This window comes from Roseateles sp. P4_D2 (assembly GCF_056401875.1).
This window is the reverse complement of sequence record NZ_JBFUIM010000014.1, coordinates 283,754-303,434: the sequence shown is the minus strand read 5'-3', so window position 1 is coordinate 303,434 and position 19,681 is coordinate 283,754. Positions and strand designations below refer to the sequence as shown.

The 19,681-nt window shown below is 65.9% G+C and carries 14 protein-coding genes; 4 read left to right on the top strand and 10 right to left on the bottom strand.

Features of this window, described 5'->3' with window-relative positions; all coding sequences use genetic code 11:
* Window positions 1-22: 22 nt before the first annotated feature.
* Entirely contained in the window at window positions 23-895 is an 873-nt protein-coding gene (locus AC1DW0_RS24050) for a spherulation-specific family 4 protein (RefSeq protein WP_477948438.1), read from the top strand.
* 14 nt (window positions 896-909) lie between these two features.
* Entirely contained in the window at window positions 910-1,770 is an 861-nt protein-coding gene (locus AC1DW0_RS24045) for a spherulation-specific family 4 protein (RefSeq protein WP_477948436.1), read from the top strand.
* Window positions 1,771-1,810: 40 nt separating this feature from the next.
* On the opposite strand, the gene fusA is transcribed toward AC1DW0_RS24045, so the two are convergent.
* Together fusA and AC1DW0_RS24035 are read right to left on the bottom strand one after the other, a co-directional pair.
* Window positions 1,811-3,826: an elongation factor G gene (fusA, locus tag AC1DW0_RS24040; protein ID WP_477948434.1), complete on the bottom strand. Its 2,016-nt coding sequence runs from the start codon at window positions 3,824-3,826 to the stop codon at window positions 1,811-1,813.
* Window positions 3,827-4,680: 854 nt separating this feature from the next.
* On the bottom strand, window positions 4,681-5,577 hold the full coding sequence (locus AC1DW0_RS24035; RefSeq protein ID WP_457323251.1) for an AraC family transcriptional regulator: 897 nt from the start codon (window positions 5,575-5,577) through the stop codon (window positions 4,681-4,683).
* 143 nt (window positions 5,578-5,720) lie between these two features.
* On the opposite strand from AC1DW0_RS24035, the gene AC1DW0_RS24030 reads away from it, so the two are divergent.
* Window positions 5,721-6,146, top strand: coding sequence for an ester cyclase (locus tag AC1DW0_RS24030; protein ID WP_477948433.1), 426 nt, complete (start codon window positions 5,721-5,723; stop codon window positions 6,144-6,146).
* 323 nt (window positions 6,147-6,469) lie between these two features.
* Here AC1DW0_RS24030 and AC1DW0_RS24025 read toward each other — a convergent pair whose 3' ends face one another.
* Window positions 6,470-6,919, bottom strand: a complete 450-nt coding sequence (locus AC1DW0_RS24025) for a hypothetical protein (RefSeq protein WP_477948431.1) — start codon at window positions 6,917-6,919, stop codon at window positions 6,470-6,472.
* Between the two features lie 80 nt (window positions 6,920-6,999).
* Between AC1DW0_RS24025 and AC1DW0_RS24020 the strand changes: the two genes are divergently transcribed.
* Complete coding sequence (locus tag AC1DW0_RS24020) at window positions 7,000-7,995, top strand: hypothetical protein (protein ID WP_477856109.1); 996 nt, start codon at window positions 7,000-7,002, stop codon at window positions 7,993-7,995.
* 488 nt (window positions 7,996-8,483) lie between these two features.
* Here the strand turns inward: AC1DW0_RS24020 and AC1DW0_RS24015 are convergent, their stop codons facing one another.
* The 7 genes from AC1DW0_RS24015 to AC1DW0_RS23985 form a co-directional block, all read right to left on the bottom strand.
* Complete coding sequence (locus AC1DW0_RS24015) at window positions 8,484-10,028, bottom strand: tryptophan halogenase family protein (RefSeq protein ID WP_477948429.1); 1,545 nt, start codon at window positions 10,026-10,028, stop codon at window positions 8,484-8,486.
* Window positions 10,025-11,032 (bottom strand): cupin-like domain-containing protein, encoded by a 1,008-nt coding sequence (locus tag AC1DW0_RS24010; protein ID WP_477948427.1) that lies wholly within the window; start codon window positions 11,030-11,032, stop codon window positions 10,025-10,027. The genes AC1DW0_RS24015 and AC1DW0_RS24010 overlap by 4 nt, the downstream gene beginning before the upstream one ends.
* Before the next feature lie 2 nt (window positions 11,033-11,034).
* Window positions 11,035-11,754, bottom strand: coding sequence for a SapC family protein (locus AC1DW0_RS24005; protein WP_477948425.1), 720 nt, complete (start codon window positions 11,752-11,754; stop codon window positions 11,035-11,037).
* Window positions 11,751-13,283: a tryptophan halogenase family protein gene (locus AC1DW0_RS24000; protein ID WP_477948423.1), complete on the bottom strand. Its 1,533-nt coding sequence runs from the start codon at window positions 13,281-13,283 to the stop codon at window positions 11,751-11,753. Before AC1DW0_RS24000 ends, AC1DW0_RS24005 begins: the two co-directional genes overlap by 4 nt.
* A gap of 171 nt (window positions 13,284-13,454) precedes the next feature.
* Window positions 13,455-16,481 (bottom strand): TonB-dependent receptor, encoded by a 3,027-nt coding sequence (locus AC1DW0_RS23995; RefSeq protein ID WP_477948421.1) that lies wholly within the window; start codon window positions 16,479-16,481, stop codon window positions 13,455-13,457.
* A 561-nt stretch (window positions 16,482-17,042) separates the two neighbouring features.
* Complete coding sequence (locus AC1DW0_RS23990; RefSeq protein WP_457321304.1) at window positions 17,043-18,089, bottom strand: LacI family DNA-binding transcriptional regulator; 1,047 nt, start codon at window positions 18,087-18,089, stop codon at window positions 17,043-17,045.
* Between the two features lie 90 nt (window positions 18,090-18,179).
* A complete protein-coding gene (locus AC1DW0_RS23985) occupies window positions 18,180-19,595 on the bottom strand; it encodes a carbohydrate-binding protein (protein ID WP_477948419.1) in 1,416 nt (471 codons plus the stop codon).
* Window positions 19,596-19,681: the final 86 nt, after the last annotated feature.

Genomic DNA, 19,681 nt, shown 5'->3' with positions numbered 1-19,681 from the left:
AAACCTTCTCCAGGAGAGACGAATGTCCGACTTTCGATTCAAGCTCGCGGCCGCTGGCCTGCTGACCCTCGGCGCCACCCTCGCCGCGGCCGCTCCCACCGGCTTTGGCATGGTGGCCTACTGGGGCGAAACCGCCAGCACCTATGGCGGCCAGATTCCGAGCGGTGCCTATGTCGTCATCAACCCCAACAGCGGCGCCACCGGACTCTCAGCCAGCCAGATCACCAACTGGAAGGCCGTCATCGCCGGCATCCGCGCCCAGGGTGGCAAGGTGCTGGGCTATGTCGCGACCGGCTACGACTACAACACCGCCGACGAACTGGCCCGCTACAACGCGATCAACGCCAACCTGACCGCCTACAAGACGACGCTGGGGGGCGTGGACGGCTTCTTCTTCGACGAGGCCGCCTTCGACGACGCAGCGCTGACCGACGCGCAGAAGTGCAGCGGCACCGGCCCCAAGTTCAGCGCCGTGCGCGCCAAGATGGCGGCCACCGGCACCAGCGGCACAGTGGTGTGGAACGCCGGCTGGCCGGGCGCCAGCAGTTGCTTCGTCAGCGCGGCCAGCTATGGCGAGCACATCGTCATCTACGAGGCCAAGTACAGCGACTACGTGGCCGCGGCGAGCTGGCTCAACGGCGGCGTGCAGAGCCTGGCGGCATCGCTGGGCGTGAAGACCTGGCTGCTGGTGCACTCCGCCACCCAGGCCGAGATGCGCTTGACGCTCAAGGGCAGCGCGGCCAACTACGTCTACGCGACCAGCATGACCTACAACCCCAGCCTTCCCTGGGGCGGCCCGATCTGGAACTACACGCCGACCTACTGGGGCAACGAGGCGCTGAGCGGCTCGGAGCGCTGGTGCCTGAAGAGCCTGAAGACTGGCGGCAGCTGCTGAACGGAGACCCTGACATGAAGCATTTGAAAACCCTCATCGCTGCATTAGCCCTTGCAAGCGCGGCGCCCTTCGCGTCGGCCATCGAGATCATCGTGCCGGCCTACTTCTATCCGTCATGGATGCCATCGCAGAACGAGTGGCACCAGCTCAGCTGGGCTGCGCAGCAGGGTGCGCAGGTCACGGCCATCATGAACCCGGGCAACGGGCCGGGCCTGGCCTCCAACAGCGACTACGTGGCCTCGGTCAACGAGTTCCGCGCCGCGGGTGGCAAGGTGATTGGCTACGTCTTCACCTGCTACGGCGTCAACCACTGCACCTCGGAAGTGCCGCCGACGCGCTCGACGCACGAGGTGCTGGCGGATGCGCAGAAGTATGCGAACTGGTATGGCGTGGACGGTGTCTTCCTCGACGAGATGGCGACGCAGCCGGGCGCGCTGCCCTTCTATCAGACCGTCAGCAACAGTCTGCGCGCGGTGCATCCGGGCTGGGAGATCGTCGGCAACCCGGGCGTGACGCCAACTGCGGGCTACACGGCGCTGGCGAACACGCTGATGAGCTTTGAAGGCTCGTACAGCGACTTCATCAACGGCTCCTTCCTGAGCGGCTTGACGAATGCGGCGTCGACCGGCGCCATCGTGCATAGCGTGGCGACGGTGGCCCAGATGCAGCAGGTGATGGGCCTGGCCAGGCAGTATGGGCTGGGGGCCATCTACGTCACCGATGGAACGATGGCGAGCGGCAATCCGTATCTGCATCTGCCGAGCTATTGGTCGGCGGAGGTGGCGGCCGCGGCGGTGCCGGAGCCGGCGCAGGCCGGGATGCTGATGGCCGGGCTGGCCTTGATGGCAGGCATCGTGCGTCGGCGCCGTCGCTGAAGAAAAAAGGCGAGGCGCCTTTCAACGCCTCGCCCTCTGCTTAGGCGGCCAAGGCCGCGACGCTCTTCGGCGCCTCGGCGTAGTGGCCCAACTGCATCGTGAACTGCGCGCGACCTGAGCTGATCGCGCGCAGATGCCCGATGTAGCCGAACATCTGCTCCAGCGGCACCTCGGCGCTGAGCACGACGGCGTTGCCACGTGCATCCTGGCCATGCACATGGCCACGCCGGCGCAGCAGGTCGCCGATGACGTCGCCCAGGTAGTCGGCCGGCGTGATGACCTCGACGGCCATTACCGGCTCCAGCACCACGGGCGAGGCCTTCATCACCGCCTCGCGCAGCGCCGCCGCCGCCGCCAGCTCGAAGGCCAGCGCCGACGAGTCGCGCACGTGGTGGCTGCCGTCGACCAGCGTCGCCTCGAAGTCCACCAGCGGGTAGCCCGCGAACGGGCCAGACTGTGCGGCGCGGCGGATGCCAGCCTCCACCGCCGGGATGAACTCGCGCGGGATCGCGCCGCCCACCACCGTGTTCTCGAAGCGAATGCCTGTACCGCGCGGCAACGGCGCCACGCGCAGCGTCAACTCGGCGAACTGGCCGGGGCCGCCGCTTTGCTTGCGGTGCAGATGGCGCACCTCGGCCGTGCCCGCGATGGTCTCGCGATAGGCGACCTGGGGTCGGCCGACCTGCACCTCGACGCCAAAGCGCGCACGCAGCTTCTCGATGGACACCTCGAGCTGAAGCTCACCCATGCCGGACAACAGCGTCTGGCCCGAATCCGGGTCCTGGCGCAGTCGCAGTGACGGGTCTTCGCGGACAAGCATGCCCAGGCCCTTCGAGAGGGCCGCAGCATCGGCCTGCTTGCGTGGCTCGATGGCGACGTCGATGACCGCCTCGGGCACAACGATGCTTTCCAGCACCGCGGCGTCCTTGCGCTCAGCCAGCGTGTGGCCGGTCAGCACCTCCTTCAGACCGACGACGCCCGCGATATCGCCCGCGACGAGTTCGTCGCGCTCGACGCGCCGGTCCGCATGGATCTCGTACAGGCGCGACACGCGCTCGGCCTTGCCGGTGCTGGCGTTGAACACGGAGTCGCCACGCTTGAGCCGGCCGCTGTAGACGCGCACGAACACCATCGCACCGTGGTCGTCGGCGGTCAGCTTGAAGGCGAGGGCAGACAGCGGGCCTTCGGCCGCCGCAGCGGCTGGCCCTTCGCCAGGGCTGGGCAGGTAGGCCACGACGGCATCCAGCAGCGGCTCGACACCACGGTTGCGGAAGGCCGAGCCGGCCAGCACGGGCACGAAGGCGCCCGCGATGGTGCCGCGGCGCAGGGCCGCACGCAGCGCGTCCAAGGGCAGCTCGTCGCCACGCAGCCAGGCGTCGAGCAGCGCGTCGTCCTGTTCGGCCGCAGCTTCCAGCAGGCGTGCACGCGCGGCCTCAGCGGCAGGCAGCAGCTCGAGCGGGAGGGCTTCGATACGCGGCGGTGCCGAGGCGTCGTCACGGTCCCAGACCAGGGCCTGCATCGTCAGCAGGTCCACCACGCCACGGAAGTCGCCTTCCGCGCCGATGGGCAGTTGCAGCGGAAGCGCGCGCACGCCCAGGCGTTCCTGCAGGGACGCGACGACGCGCTGGAAGTCCGCGCCGATGCGGTCCAGCTTGTTGATGAAGGCCAGGCGCGGCACGCGGTACTCGTCCGCGAGGCGCCAGTTGGTCTCGGTCTGCGGTTCGACGCCGGCCACGCCGTCGAAGACGACGACGGCGCCGTCCAGCACGCGCAGGGAGCGGCGCACCTCGATGTTGAAGTCGATGTGTCCGGGCGTGTCGATCAGGTTGATCTGCGTGCCCTGCCAGTGCACGGTGGTAGCCGCGCTGTGGATGGTGATGCCGCGTGCGCGTTCCTGGGGGTCGAAGTCCATCGTCGTGTTGCCGTCGTTGACGTCGCCGATGCGATGGTTTTCGCCCGTGTAGAACAGGATGCGTTCGGTGGTCGTGGTCTTGCCAGCGTCGACGTGGGCGATGACGCCGATGTTGCGCAGGTTGCGGAAGTTATTCGAGTTCATGGTGATTCCAGATGCGGTGACTGTTGCCAGCCCCCGGTGGAACCACCTGGCAGGGCTAGCGCAAAGGCAGGACGCCGAAGCGCACGAGCGACGAGCAGGACTCAGCCGCGCTCCGGCGCTCGGGAATCGTGGCGATCAGCTTGTCGAAGGTGCGGGTGCGCATGGTTGAACTCAGATCAGAAAAACAAAACCCCGGAGGGACGAACCTGCCGGGGTTTGGATTGACCGGAAGGCTTGGCGCCTTCCGAACACGGTCGAAGGGGCGCTCAGGTGTTGAGGCGGGCTTGGATCGTGTGGTTGAACTTCATGATGGGTGGATTGTGTTGCAGCCCGCGAGGCCTTGGTGCTTGTGGGGAGATGTGGCGGCGCCGCGGTGGACTTCTTCGCAGCTCAGCTGCAGCGGCACGGCTGCCGCAGGCTGTGTTCACGTCCATGTGCTCCGAGGGATGAACAGGCGTGGCGCTGGATGGGACCGCTCGTCCATACGCGGCGGCCTAAGGAGGCGGGGCGGCTTTCGCAGCATGCGGTGTTGGACGTCGGCGCCCTGCACGGATAGAAGCTCGCTCGAGTACAAGCTCGAGCCCCGACTGTTCCTGACCTCAGATCAATCTTGCCGGCCACCCCATCGGATGCCGAAATCAGATCCCGCTGTGATGCGAAAGATTGACAGTGAAGTCCGCATATAAGCAGGCATTAGGATTACGCAGCTCGGGCTCGAACGCCAAGAGCCCAGCAGACCGTGCTCGAGATCGAATGCAACGTCCGATCTGCGTCGATGGGTGCCGGCGCGACGTGTCGATCTGTACTTATGGCATGCATGCGCGAGCATGAGAGACCGGGATGGCCGAGTGCGGCTACAACGAGACATCGAACTGACGGCGGAATTCGCCTGGCGTGCAGCCTTCGATGCTGCGAAAGAACTTGATGAAGTTGGTCGCCTCGTCGAAGCCAAGCCGCTGCGCGATGGCGGAAATCGGCATCTTCGTGTGCACGAGCAGGCGCTTGGCTTCCAGCGCAAGGCGCGAGGCGATCAAGGCCTTCGCGCCGACGCCAGCCACCGCACTGCAGATGCGAGTGAGCGTCTTCTCGGAACATCCCATGGCATTTGCGTAGCGCGAAACGTGACGCCATTGATGCACGTTCTCGTCCAGAAGCCGTTTGAATAGACGGAAGCGCTCCGGCGCGTCGGACGCCGTTCCGGCGGATCGCTGTTGCTCGGCATGAAAGATGTGCAGCCGCGTCACCAGCGTTGTCAGTTCACTCTGGAGCAGCCAGTTCAGCAGCGGTTGCCGGGCGTCGAGCGCGCACTCCTCCTCCAGGCGCGCGAGCGTGGCGGCCAAAAACCGACCCGTCGACCGGTCGAGGCTCAGATTGCCAGGAAGCCCATCGACCAGTTCAGGCATCTGAAGGCGCTCCTCGCCTTGCGAAGCCTGCAAAAGCTCGGGTCGGAACAGCAGGAGGTTTGCATCCCAACGGCTTCCCGGCCCGAAGCGGTGAACCTGCCCGGGCCGAATGGTCAGCAGCGAACCGCCGCCACACTCGATGTGGCTGAAGTCCACCACGGCGCGGCATATTCCACGTCTGACGTGCACGAACATGTGAAAGTCGTAGCGGTGGTAGCGCTGCAGGTGGGCTCGGGACACCCTCCGTCTCAGGTCCGACATCGAGAAGACCTCGAGATCCAGCGCCCTCTCGGCCGAGGGCTGATATCGGACCTGCTCGACATCGATGGGTTTAGTTCCGCGCGGCATCGATCCATTGTCCGATATTCACCATTTCGGCAACCGACTTTGATCGTGTCGAACACGCCGGCAACTCGAACAATACGAGACCGCGGGCACGGGGCGGCCACCATGCTCCGGCTCCCATCCTGATAGACAGTCCGAGGCGACCGATGCAAACCACAAACCGACAGTTCATGGCTCGCTTCGTGGAGTTCATCAACACCGCGGATCCGCGGCTCGCCACAGAATTGGTTTCCCCTGACGCCGTGTTTCAGGTTCCGGGGCGCGCCGAACCCGTGCACGGGCCACAAGGCTACCTGGAGATCATCGGGATGATGCGCGGCGGATTCCCCGATATCCAGTGGACTCTTGAGGAAACCGTCGTCGAAGGTAACGTGATCGCGGCGCGATTCACGATGCGCGGGACGCAGCGCGGAGCCTTCTTCGGCGTGCCTCCCACCGGCAAGACGATTGCCGTGCAAGCGCTGAACATCTACCGGCTTTCGACCGGGAAGATCGTCTCCGAAGTGGGGCAGCCGGACCTGCTCGGACTGATGCAGCAGATCGGCGGGTTGCCGGTTCCTGAGGGCCTGTGAGTGCCGTTTGCATCGACCTCCGGTACAGGCAGTAGTGCGCCGCCGTCGCTCTACAAGTTCGATCGCACGAACTGGCCGCTGCTCATCTCTTCCGAGGATGGCCGGCATCCTGGTGGCATCTGCGGCGTCTCGGTCTATGGCTCAGGCGCGACTACGAAGGTCGCCTTCCGTGTGTCCGGCACGTGAGGAGGCGTGGGCTGGGTGCAGATGGTGATGCGCTCGGCCACAGCCGGCGCCACGTGTCAGGAAGTTGGCAGATCGATTACAACTTCACCGACCATCTACGGCCGCGTGTTCATGTCGGGCCGAGGGCGTGACTACAACTACTGAGTCTTGCCGCGACAACATTGCGAAAAGACATATTTCATCCAAGAGGAAACGAATGCCGTTGGCACTGAACACCGTGTCCCATGCCCGTCGCGTTGCGATCGCCTTCCTGAGTGCGGGGGTCGCAGCTTGCGGCGGCGGAGGCGGCTCGCCGACAACCGCACCTGCACCCGCACCCGCACCCGCACCTGCACCTGCACCTGCACCTGCACCTGCACCTGCACCTGCACCTGCACCTGCACCTGCACCTGCACCTGCACCTGCACCTGCTCCTGCTCCTGCTCCTGCTCCTGCTCCTGCTCCTGCACCTGCACCTGCACCTGCACCTGCACCTGCTCCTGCTCCTGCTCCTGCACCTGCACCTGCACCTGCACCTGCACCTGCACCTGCTCCTGCACCTGCACCTGCACCTGCACCTGCACCTGCACCTGCACCTGCACCTGCACCTGCACCTTCGATCACTACAGCCCTCGGCAAGCCCGGCCGGCTCCTCGTGGGCCTCGGCGCGGCCAGTCCTATCGCGGACATGAAGGCCCAGCAGATCGCTCCGGACATCATCGATACCTATCTCGTGGCGGTCACGGGTTTCAACTCTGGCGGCGGCGGTAACGCATGGCCTCAATGGCAATACAACTATCCGGACGGTGGCGTCATAACGGTCTTCTCCGCCGACGTCGCGGCCATGGGCGCCGTGCCGATGTTCACCCTGTTCCAGATGCCTTCCCTGCGGGGTGGCGACGTCACCGTCATCAACGACGCGCCGTTCATGGCCGCCTACTGGGCGCAAGTCAAGTTGATGTACCAGAAGATCGCCGAGACCGGCCGCCCCACCCTGGTCAACCTCGAGCCTGACTTCTGGGGCTTCGCAGAGGGCAGTGCACCTGGCGGCGACCCGGCGAAGTTGCCGGCGCGCGTGAGCACGGTGCCGGAATGCGCCAGTCAACCGAATACGGCCGTTGGCGTCGTCGGTTGCCTGTTGACGCTCGGGCGGACGTATGCGCCCAAGGCGAGGATGGGCTTCCCCCCGTCGATGTGGTACGGGAACCCAGACGCCACCGGCAGCTTCATGGCAAAACTCGGTGCAGACAAGGCCGACTTCATCGTGGCGCAGACGAGCGATCGCGACGCAGGTTGCTTTGAAGTCCCGACACCCGTGGACGAGTGCGCGGGTCGCGGCACCGGCCCGTTCTACTTGGATGAGAACAACGTCACCACGCCGAATTTCAACCAAAGCCTCGACCAGTGGAAGACGCTACGAAGCCACCTGGGCAACCTGCCGATCCTGTTCTGGCAGACCCCCATGGGCGTGCCCTCGACGACCCCCGGCGGAACGCCGAAGCACTATCGGGACAACCACGTCCAGTACATGCTGACGCATCCAACGCAGTACACGGGCAACGGTGTATTCGCGCTCGTCTTCAGTCCCGGGGGCGCCACGTCGGCGGACATCACGAACGACGGCGGCCAGTTTGCGCGCCTGTTCAAGGCCTACTTGGCGAACCCGGCTCCATTTCCCCCCTGAGCTCAACGGGAGAACAAGGAACTGCGATTCTGAGCCGGTCGTTACGCCACCCGCTTCGTGATGATGCGTACGGGGGCCGGCACGAGCCGTGGTTCGCTCAAGCTTGCCGAGCCGCGGCCAACAGCAGAAGCAATGTTCCGCCGCTGTGGTGGCCGTGCAGCATGGAGCGGCAAATGGAGGCCTTCTCAATCTCAAGATTGGGACGGCGGCGGAGTGGCTCCATTTTGAAACGGCGCCGATATGGCCCGTCGCCCGTTCCTATGCGTGGCGCCCCAACACTGGATGGCTGCGGCGGGTCGGCCACCACTTGGACGGCGTCTAGCATTGTCTTCACCTTGGACAATTCCTCGCCTTGCCTCGACTTCGGGTGGCGCCACGATGGTATGCGAGCGGCGTCGCGTCGGCCCCGTAGACCTCCTGTTGGCGGTCGTCACCGAAGGTCAGCAACTGGCCGAAAGTCGTCAGCCCCGCCAAGCTAGCTGCACCCCTCAAGCCCGCAGCGGCGTGGCCGCCAACTGCGCCGTCGTCGCGTTGCGATAGGGCGCGCAGAGCTGCTCGACGTAGGCCTGGTGCTGCGGCAGCCCGGCCACGGTGCGCGAGACCTTGAGGTGGATGTCGCCGAGGAAGGTGGCCAGCTCCTGCTTGCCCATCAGGTCAGCCACCGGGTGGTAGCGCTCGGGCGTGATGCCCTGGCCTATCATGACCTGGACCCAGGAGTTCTCGGCGAACAGCTCGTCGCTGGGGCGGAAGACGCGGCCGGTCTCGCGGAAGAGGTCGATGCGGTGGCGCAGCGTGACGGGCAGGTCCATCTCGCGCACATGCTTCCAGAGCTTGGAATCGGTGCGCTCGTTGACGGTGTAGTGCAGCACGATGAAGTCGCGGATGTGCTCAAGCTCGCGCTTGGACTGCAGGTTGAACTCGTCGACGTCGGACTGCTGGATGCCGCCCTGCGGGAAGGTCTGCATCAGGCGGATGGCGGCGCGCTGGATGAGGTGGATGCTGGTGGACTCCAGCGGTTCGACAAAGCCGCTCGCGAGACCTACGGCGATGCAGTTGCGATGCCAAACCTTGTCGCGCTGGCCGGGCAGGAACTTGAGCACGCGCGGCTGGATCAGCAGCTCGCCCTCGACGTTCTTCTTCAGCACCTCGGGCGCGTCGGCGTCGCTGAGCTCCTTGCTGCTGTAGACCAGGCCGTTGCCGACGCGGTTCTGCAGCGGGATGCGCCATTGCCAGCCGAAGGGGTGGCAGATGGAGCGGGTGTAGGGCCAGGCCTCGCGCACGGAGGCGGTCTGCACAGCCACGGCGCGGTCGCAGGGCAGCCAGTAGGACCAGTCCTCGTAGCCCACGCCCAGGGCTTCGCCGATCAGCATGGAGCGAAAGCCCGTGCAGTCGATGAAGAGGTCACCGTCGATGCGGGTGCCGTCCTGCATCTGCAGGGCAGTGATGTCGCCATCTTTGCCCTGCGGGCCGTCCATCAGCACGGCGCCGATCTTGCCCTCGATGCGCTGCACGCCGTAGCCCTCGCTCATGGCGCGCAGGTATTTGGCGTAGCGGCCGGCGTCCATGTGGTACGCGTAGTTCAGCCCATTGCGCGGCAGGTGGGCGAAGCGGTTGGCGTAGGCGGCGACCGTTTCGGGGTTGTAGTCGGTGTAGGTCTTGGACAGGCCTTCGGCCCGGCCCTTGAGCCAGAAGTGCTGGAAGCCGGCGCTCCAGTGGTCGTTGCCTGTCGAGCCGAAGGAGTGGAAGTAGTCTTGGCCGATGTCCTTCCAGCCCTCGAAGGCGATGCCGAGCTTGAAGGTGGCGTTGGTGGCCGCCATGAACTCGGCCTCGTTGATGCCGAGCAGGTTGTGATACGTGTGCAGCGCGGGAATGGTGGCCTCGCCGACGCCGACGGTGCCGATCTCCTCGGACTCGACCAGCTTGATGTCGAGCCGCTTGCCAAGCAGCTTGCCCATCAGGGCGGCCATCATCCAGCCGGCGGTGCCGCCGCCGGCGATGACGACGCGGTTGAATTCCTTCATGGTGGTGTTCATCGTTTCAACTGGGTCAGGAGTTGCGCGCGGGCCTGGCGCGAAAGGGTGTCGTCGATGGGGCCGAGCAGGCCGCGGGCGGCCTTGGGGATGTGCGCCCAGGTGCTGTCGTCGGCACCGAAGACGAAATGCTGGAAGTGGTGCTGCCAGACGCGACGCTCCTTCTCGGGCAGGTCGCGCAGCGTCATCAGCGCCAGGTGCAGGGTGCTCAGCGGCGAGTCGACGTAGTCCGGCGTCTGGCGCCACCAGGCGTTGATGAGCAGGTTGACCGGCGCCAGCCCTTCGATGTGGTGGAACCACATGCTGGGGATGAAGATGGCGTCGCCGGGTTCGAGCTCGGCCACCTCGCCGGCGTCGAGCGCACGGGCGAAGCGCGGGAAGCGCTCGAGGTCGGGCTTCTCGAAGTCGACCAGGCTGACGGGCTGACCGGCAGGTGTCGGGTCGAGCGGGCCCATGTAGAGGTTGGCTATCTGCTCGGGCGGGAAGACCGTGAAGCGGCGCCGGCCGGCGGCGACAACGGCGAGGTTGTCCGGCAGGTCGTAGTGGGCGGCGATGCGGGTGCGGTTGCCCAGCCACAGGCTGACCAGCGCGTCGCGGTTGCCCAGGCCCAGCACGTTGGCATCGAGGAAGCTCGGCAGCACGGCCTCCACGGTCGTCGAGCCGACATAGAGGGCGGGTGGCTCGGGCGTTGCAGCCAGGCCGAGCAGGCCGGTCAGCACCTGGTCCAGCGTCGCGGCGTAGCGGCTGAAGTTGAAGCTGGTCAGCGTCTCGTCGGCATAGAAGACGCGACCACGGGCCTCGGGCGCCAGCTGGAAAAGGCCGATGCGCACGCCGTTGTAGAAGCCCATCAGATAGCGGGCCAGGGCCTCGTCGGACTGACGTGCGGCCTGAACGACGGGCCAGTGCGCGAAGCCACCACGCACGACATAGGGCCGGTCGCCGGTCAGCAGTTCGGCGGGCAGGTTGTTCGGGTCGAAAGGCCCCGTCCAGGCCGGTACTGCTTGCATGATCAGAGCTTGCTTTGCCGCTCGACGAGGCCTTGCAGTTGCTGCAGCGAGGCGATCTGCATGTACATGGGCAGCAGATGGCCCTCGCGGGCCAGGGCTTCCAGCGCGGCGCCCGGCAAGGCGGCGAGGCGCTCCTCGTGGATGGTGAAGAGGCCCGACAGCCGGCCCGGCTCGCCGCTCGTCGATTCGATGTCGATGACGAAGGGCTCCAGCAACTGGTGGCGGGTCAGCGCCTCGATGAAGACGGGCAGGTGCTGGGCCTGGGCGTGCAGGTGCTCCATCAGCTGCACGACATGGTCGAGGTACTCGCTGAAGCCGCCGTGCGGCATGAAGATGGCGGTGCCGACCTCGCCATCCTCGGGCCGCACGATGCGCGGGCTGTCCATGTCGATGTGCAACTGCAGGCTGTCGTCTGGAGCGCGGCCGATCATGAAGGGATCGCGCTGCAGGGCCATGGGTACGACGGGGGCATCCCAGCCCGTGTCGGTCAGGAAGAGGTTCTGGCCTTCCTCCAGGCCGAACAGGGCGACGGGCTGGAAACCGGTCCCGGCTGCGGCGCCTTCAACCAGCTGGAAGACGATGGGGAAATGAGCCTGCAACTGGCGGAACTCGGCGGGCAGGGCCAAGGCCGACTGGCGCGCATCGCCCAGGGCGGCGGAGCGCTCGGCGTGGACGCGCAGATGGCGGTGGGTGACGTTGTCGAGCAGGGTGGGGCGGGTCATGTCTCGGTCTTGTGAATATGGTCGAGCAGGCTGCGGTGGCCGGGCAGGCCGGGCACGAAGCGGCGGGCCTGGCGGGCGGCTTCGCCGAAGCAGGCCTGGGCTGCCTGGAGTTTGGCGGCGGGCAGGCTTTCAGCGTCAGGGCGGAAACCCATGCCGTAGAGCACGTACTGGTAACTGGCCGAGGGGAAGACCTCGTCGATGCGGCCGAAGTCATGCCGCGCTGGTGCACGCATCTGCCACTGCGGCAGCAGCTCGCGCAGGCGCTCGGGCCAGGTGGCCGGGTCGCGATGGGCGCGCCAGTAGTCGCTGTCGTCGCGTTGGCTGAGCGCGTAATGCAGCTTCAGAAAGTCGATGACGCGGGCCCAGCGGTAGCTGAAGTCGTCGTTGAAGCGGCGCGCGACGGCTTCCATGGAAGCGCGCGTCATCGGCAGCTCGTCGCACAGCCGCTGGGCGGACAACTCGACCAGGGCCAGGGCCGAGGCCTCCAGCGGCTCGATGAAGCCCGAGGACAAGCCGATGGCGACGCAGTTGCGCACCCAGAACTGTTCGCGGTAGCCCGGGTCGAAGCGGATGGAGCGTGGCGTGGGCCGCTCGGCCGGCGCACCGGTGGCGTCGAGATAGGCGGTCAGCGCCGCATGGGCCTCGTCGTCGCTGGCATGGTCCCGCGAGTAGACGCAGCCGACGCCGCGGCGCGAGGGCAGGCCGATGTCCCAGATCCAGCCCTTGGCCCAGGCGGTGGCGACAGTGACCGAGGCCAGCGGCGCGTCGGGTGTGGCGTAGGGCACCTGCACGGGCAGCGCGGCGTCGTTGAAGAGCACCTCGCGCTCGCTCTTCAACGGCACGCCGAAGTGCTGGCCAATGAGGCGCGACGCAAGGCCCGAGCAGTCGATGTAGAGGTCGGCCTTGAGCTCGCCGTGCTCGCGAGTTTGCAAGGCGGCGATGTCGCCGTTCTCGAGTGAGATGACGGCCTCAACATGGTCGATGACATGGTGCACGCCCAGCTTGGCAATCGCATGCTCGCGCAGCATCTGGCCGAACAAGCCGGCATCGAAGTGATAGGCGTAGTTGGCGACGGCCGCGAACTCGGGCGTCTGCACCTGCTTGGGCGCGCGGCCGGCCTCGCAGACCTGCACCGAGGGGCTGACGACGTCGGCAAAGGGGCGCTGGCCTTGGGTGGCCAGCCAGGCCTGCACGAGGTCCGCGTCGCCGTAGCCGACGGGCAGCATGAAGGGGTGGTAGTAGCGGTCGCCATCAGCACCCGCGGCACCACGAGCCCAGCCGTCGAAGCGTGAGCCCTGCTTGAACGAGACCTGGCAGCGGCGGATGAACTCGGGCTCGGACAGGCCGATGCGGCGCAGCGTGTCGCGCATCGACGGCCAGGTGCCTTCGCCGACGCCGATGGTCGGCACATCGCTGGATTCGATCAGCGTGATGCGCAGGTCGGCATGCTCGGCTGCCAACAGGCCGGCTACGAGCCAGCCGGCCGAGCCGCCGCCCAGCACCACCACCTCACGCAGCCTGTCGTTCAAGATCTGGTCCCCAGAAGTAAAAAGGGCCGCTCGCGCGGCCTCGCCAAGCGGCGAACAAGGACGGTGCCCCAGAGCGCGAGCACCGCCGAACCAGACTTTGCCTCACAAGAAAGGAAGGGAGAGTCCCGACTTTCCTTGAGGACCGACCGCAGCCGGCCCTGAGGCTCTCTCTTAGAACTTGTACCGTGCGCCGATCATGATGCGACGGCCCAATTGGGTGACAGCACCCATCTGGTTCTCGTTGCGCATGTGCGTGCGGGTGTACTCGTCGGTCAGGTTGATGGCTTCGAACTGGAAGCGCAGTTGCGGCGTGAAGTTGTAGCCCAGGCTCACATCCAGCTGGCCGAAAGGCTCCACGTACAGCGGCTGGGCACCTTCCACGCCGCCGAAGTTCGCCGCCAGGAACTTGCCGCGCCAGTTGTAGGCCAAGCGAGCCGAGTAGGTCTCGTTCTCGAAGAAGCCCACCAGGTTGCCGGAATCCCCCAGGCCGACCAGCACGTCGGTCTGCGCGCCTCGCTTGTTGTTGTCGTAGCTGAGGTTGGAGCGCACCTTGGTGAAGTTGGCCGACACGCCGAAGCCGCTGTTGCCGAAGATGTGCTGGGCGTTCAGCTCGATGCCGTTGAGCTTGCTGGTGCGGGTGTTGTTGATGTAGGTACCCAGGTTGAACATCAGCAGGGGGTCGTTGGGTTGGGCGGTGATGGTGCCCAGCGACGTGCCGGGTGCGCCGGGGCTGACGCCCGGGGCCGTCGGGAAGTTCGCGAAGATGTACTTGCGAATGCACTCGGAATCGGCGCCGCAGCCGCCAGCCGTTGAGGCCTGGTTGTACATCGCGCTGCCGACCGGCGTGTGCAGGCCGAACAGATTGGTTCTGGTGATGACGGCCTCGTTGTAGTCCTTGAGGGACTTGCGGAAGTAGCTCGCCGCGACGTAGCTGCTCTTGGCGTAGTAGTGCTCGGCCGAGAAGTCGATGTTGCTCGACTTCAGCGGCTTCAGGTCGGGGTTGCCTACCGAGCCCGAGCCGCCATCAACACGGGCCAAGGGGTCCAGCCGCTGCCCGCCCTGGATGGCATTCCAGCCCGGGCGGCCGATGGTCTGGCCGTAGCTGACGCGCAGCTTGGTGTCGGCGGTCACGTCGGCGCTCAAGTCGATGGACGGCAGGAAATAGCCGTACTTGCCTTCGCGCGACGCGGAGCGGGTGCCGCTGAAGCTGATGGGGATTTCGTTGTTGGCAACCCAGGCCACCGACACCGGGATCTTCTCCGAAGACGGTGATTTCACCTTGGTGCGCTCATAACGGGCGCCGATGGCGGCCTCCATGGGCACGCCCCACTCCCAGGCCAGGTTGTACTGGCCGAAGGCAGCTTGCGATTTTTCCGTCGTGCGGTAGTCATCCTGCCAGTCGAACGAAGCCTTGAGCAGGGCGTCCGAGCCCAGGGACTTGATGGCCGCGGCGCGCAGGTCTTCGAAGTTGAAATAGAAGAACTGGTTGAACAGGCGCGAGTCGTTGGAGCCCGGAATGCGGCTGAAGTACTTGCTGATCGAGTCGGCGTGCCAGATGTCGTCCGGCATGGCGGCGGGGCCACCCGCAGCGCCGCCGCCCCAGGTGTCGCGCTGCACGTTGGCGAAGGCCGAGCGGTTCTTCACTTCGGTCAGCGACAGGCCGAAGTCCAGGCTGCTGTCTTCGTTGATCTTCCAGTTGCCCTTGGTCTGCAGCTGGCTGACCTGGTTCTTCTGGTAGCTGTTGCCAAAGACCGAGCCCTGCAGTTCCTGCTTGGTCGGGTCCAGCGTCGCGCCCGCGATGCCCAGCACCGGGAACTTGTTGCTGAAGTCGACAAAGGTGTCGCCGCGGTTCAGCGAGGCGGTGGCCAGCGTCACGCTGGTGCCGAGCGGATCGTTGGCACCCGAGGTGGCGGTGGAGCGGTGGGCGTCGAGGTCAAAGCTCAGCGCGTCGGTGGCCTTCCACTTCAGGTTCAGGCCGAGCTGCTGGTTCTTGTTCTTGGTGCTGATCCGTGAGGCGCCCATGGCCAGGTCGGAGTTGGTCATGTGCTCGCCGTAGATGACGGGCGAGGAGGGAGAGCCGGTCTGGAATTCGCCGAACTGACCCCCGTAGTTGAACCACGCCGAGATGTCGTTGCGGCGCTGGCGGAACTTCTGCTCCGACATGACGAAGTCCAGCGTGCCGACGAGATCCTTGACAGGCTTGAACTGCAGCACGAGCTGGCCGTTCAGGCGCTCGCGGTGCACACCGGTGAACGAGTAGTTCAGGTTCTGCGGCACGCTGTAGATGGAGCCCACGGCCGGACGGTTCTTGATCTCGGTCGACGTCTTGGGCAGGCCACCCCAGACGGCGTTCGGCCCGCTCCAGTCGTTGTCCTGGATGCCGTCAAAGGTCTTCCAGCCGCTGCTGACGTTGGCCTGGGAATAGCCGGAATCTCGCACCTGGTAGGTGCCCATCAGCGCGATGCCGAACGTGCCGTCGTTGGACTGCGTGCTGTAGATGCCGCTCAGTTCGGGCGTGGCGTTCTTACCCTGCTCTTCGCCAGGCAGGCGGCGGGCAGACTGGTCGCTCACCAGCTTCACGCCAACGCTGGCGACGGTTTCCTTGATGTCGAAGGGGCGCTGGGTGCGGACATTGATGGTCGCGCCCATGCCGCCGGTCGGGCTGCTGGCGCGGCTGGTCTTGTAGACCTCCAGCGCTGCAACGCCATCGGAGGCGAGGTTGGAGAAGTCGAAGGAGCGCGAGCTGGGCGCACTGCCGTCCAGGCTGGCGCCAGGCATCTGGCGGCCGTTGAGCAGCACCAGGTTGAAGTCGGGGCCCATGCCGCGCACCGTGATGCGCGTGCCTTCGCCGTTGGCGCGGTCAATGGACACGCCGCTGATGCGGCTCAGCGATTCAGCGAGGTTGGTGTCGGGGAATTTGCCGATGTCTTCGGCAACGATGCCATCAACGAGACCGGACGACGAGCGCTTGAGGTTGACCGAGGTTTCCAGCGACTTGCGGATGCCGGTGACGATGACCGTTTCCAGCTGCGTGGTGCTGGCCAGCGCCTGGGGCACCGAAGTGGATGCCGTGGGGCCGGCGTTGGGATTGGCCGGGCCCTGGCCGGGGCCGCCTTGGGCCAGCGCGGCGCCGGTGAACAGCAGGCCGCTTGCGGCAGCGAGGTTTGTGAGGCGAAGGGCAGGGCGTAGCTGTCTCATTCACTTGTCTCCAGTAGTTGTGATCTTGTCGAGTGGTGCTCGATGACGAGCTGAAAGCGCTTTCAAGAATACGCGAATGGCAGCGCTTTCAACCTAGGCAACACCCTCGGTCTGCTGCTTCGCGGCAACGCAGGACGGGAGGTTGGCGGGGCTATCCCGCGCTGGCCCGATGTGACCGCTCCCATGGGAGGCGGTGTGCAAATTGGGCGGGCGCTAAGGGTAGTTCTGGGTTGAAACGCAGCGAGCTGATGAAAGCAATGAAAGCGCTTTCAAATAATGATGCGTCTCGCCTCGAGGATCGGCCACATGGTTTACCCGAGCTGAACAACAGTCAGCCCCTCGCCCGGTCGCGCCACGCTGAACGCGGGCGCGCCCAAGCGGGGACCGCGCTGCGACTGAGCCGCAGCGCTTCGGCAGGCACATTACGTCCACTGGACGTGATGTGTCCGGCCTCAGCCCCCGAGGGGACGGCGATGCTTGCCGGATTGACCGGCAAGCACATCGCCTCACGCGGACCGGCTCGGGAGCGGCCCAGCGCTCGGCCCGCAAATGCCGATGCAGCTACCTTTGCATCCGGCGCGTGCTCTCACGCACGACGAGCTCGGGAGCGGGCAGTTGGGCCCTGGGTTTGCCACCACGCAGCATTTCGAGCATGGCGGTCGCGGCTTCCACGCCGATCTCGTAGACCGACTGGCGCACGGTGGTCAGCGGCGGCATGGCGTAGCGCGCCATGATGAGGTCGTCGAAACCAACGAGCGACACGTCGTCGGGCACGCGCAGGTTGCGCCGATGCAGGCCCAGGCAGGCGCCGATGGCCATCTGGTCGTTGGAGGCGAACAGGGCCGTGAAATGAGCATCGCGTTCCAGCAGCCGCGTCACCGACAGCATGCCGCCGGCTTCGGTGTAGTCGCTCTGCACGATGAGATCCTGGTCGACCGCGATGCCGGCCGCGGCCAGCGCATCAAAGTAGCCGTTCTGGCGCTCTACGGCATCGTCGTGCATGAGGTCGCCAGCGATGAAGGCGATCTTGCGATGCCCCTGGTCGATCAGATGCTGGGTGGCCAGGCGCGCACCCTGGCGGTTGTCGAAGCTGAAGCTGAACAGCTGGGGCCCGGACAGCTGGCGGCCAACGACGATGACGGGCAGGCTGTCGGAGACCTTGGTCAGCTCGGCGTCCGAAATGCGGCCGGCCAGCACGATGACGCCGTCGACACGGCGCGACAGCAGGGTCTCGATGGCCTTGCGCTCGTCGTCCTCATGCCAGTTGCCGGACACGAACAGCGGCACATAGCCGGCGCGTTCCAGCTCACGCTCGATGCCCAGCAGCGCTTCACCGTAGAACGGGCTGGAGATGATCTGCGTGACGACGCCGACCGAGAGCGTGCGACCGCCCGCGAGGCCCCGTGCCACCGGGTTGGGCCGAAAGCCCAGCTCCCGGATGGCGGCCTGCACGGCGTCCTTCTTGAGCTGGCTGACTGCGGCCGTGCCGTTCAGGATGCGCGACACCGTGCTCGGCGACACGCCAGCCAGTTCCGCCACCTGCTCCAGCGTGACGACGCCGTCGGGGCGGCTTGAAGGCGCTTTCTTGGCGGGAGTCTTGTCGTTCATCGGCAATGGCGAAGGGAAGCCATGAGTGTAGGTGCCATGAAAAGGGCCGCTGCTGCGGCCCTTTGGCGGTGCCTTGGTGCGAAACGCGGATCAGAGTTTGGTGAACTTGATCCAGTTCAGGTTCCACCCACCCTGGGCTGCGAACACGCCGACGTTGTAGGTGCCGGCATTGATGTTCACGGTGTGCGAGATGGTCGTCCAGTTTTGCCAGCCGCCGGTATTGGGCACGCCCAGCTGGCCGAGCTGGATGCTGCCCGCGTTGAGGTCTAGCGACAGCGTGCCGCCGGCAGCGCTCGCCACGCGGTAATCGACGCGGTAGCTGCCGCTGGTGGGGAAGGTCACGCTGTTGTAGGCCATCCAGTCGTTGGTATCGATCCAGCCGACGTTCTGGCCGCCCTCCGAGCAGGCTTCAAGCTGGACGCCGGCCTGTGCGCTGAAGGCCTCGGCTTCGATCTGGCGCAACCAGGCCGGGGCGGCCTTGGAGACGATGACGGAGGTGGCCCGGTCGTTGAAGCCTTGGTCCACCAGGCAGCCGGTGTCGCCGGCCCGGGTCACGCTGGCACCGGTGAAGTTGTCGCCGTCGAACAGCTGCACCTGGTAGCCGGCATTCACGCGCAGCGACGACAGGTCGTTGTCCCGCACGCCACGCGCCTGCAGCTGGGCCAGCGTGTAGCTGCCTTCAGGCAGGGCGGCGGCGTAGCCGGCGTAGTTGCAGTCCTGGTAGACCGTCGCCACGCCGCCGGCTGCCGGCGCGTAGACGCGCACATAGTCCACGTACATCTTGGCGGGCAGGGCCGCGGTGTTGACGTTGAAGCCCGGCCAGTTGCCGCCGACGGCGAAGTTCAGCAGCAGGAAGAAGTCCTTCTGGAATTCATCGGTACCGTTGACGCCGTTGGCGATGTTGGCCTCGTGGTACTTGGTGCCATCCACATACCAGCGGATGGCATTGGCGTCCCATTCCACGGCGTAGACATGCCAGTCGGTCACGGTGGTGGCGATGTTGCCGCCGTATTGGGCGTACTGGCCGTTGTTGTCCTGCCAGTGGATGGTGCCGTAGACCTTCTGCTCGTCGTTGACGTGCTCCATCACGTCGATCTCGCCGGAGGCCGGCCAGCCGACCTGCGGCAGGTTGGCCCCCAGCATCCAGAACGCCGGCCAGGCGCCCAGGAAGGCGGGCAGCTTCATGCGCGCCTCGATGCGACCGAACTTGAAGGTCTTGAGCCCCTGCGTCTTCATGCGCGCCGAGGTGTAGGCCATGCCGCCGAAGTCCTCGCGCTTGGCGATGATGACCAGGGCGTTGTTCTCGATGGTGGCGTTTTCGCGCCGGTAGTACTGCAGTTCGTTGTTGCCCCAGCCGCCGGCGCCGGTCTCGAAGACCCAGTTCGGGCCGATGCTGCCGTTGAACTCGTCGCTCCAGACGAGTTGCCACTGGGCGTGGGCAAGGCCGGCAGCGGCCATCAGTAGGCCGGCCAGAACAGGCCGGACGAGGGATCGAAGCAGATTCATGAATGTCTCCAACAAGTGGTTGTGGTGCCCGTCGCCTGTGTCAGCGACTTGAAAGCGCTTTCAAGATTACGCGGACGAGCGCCCTG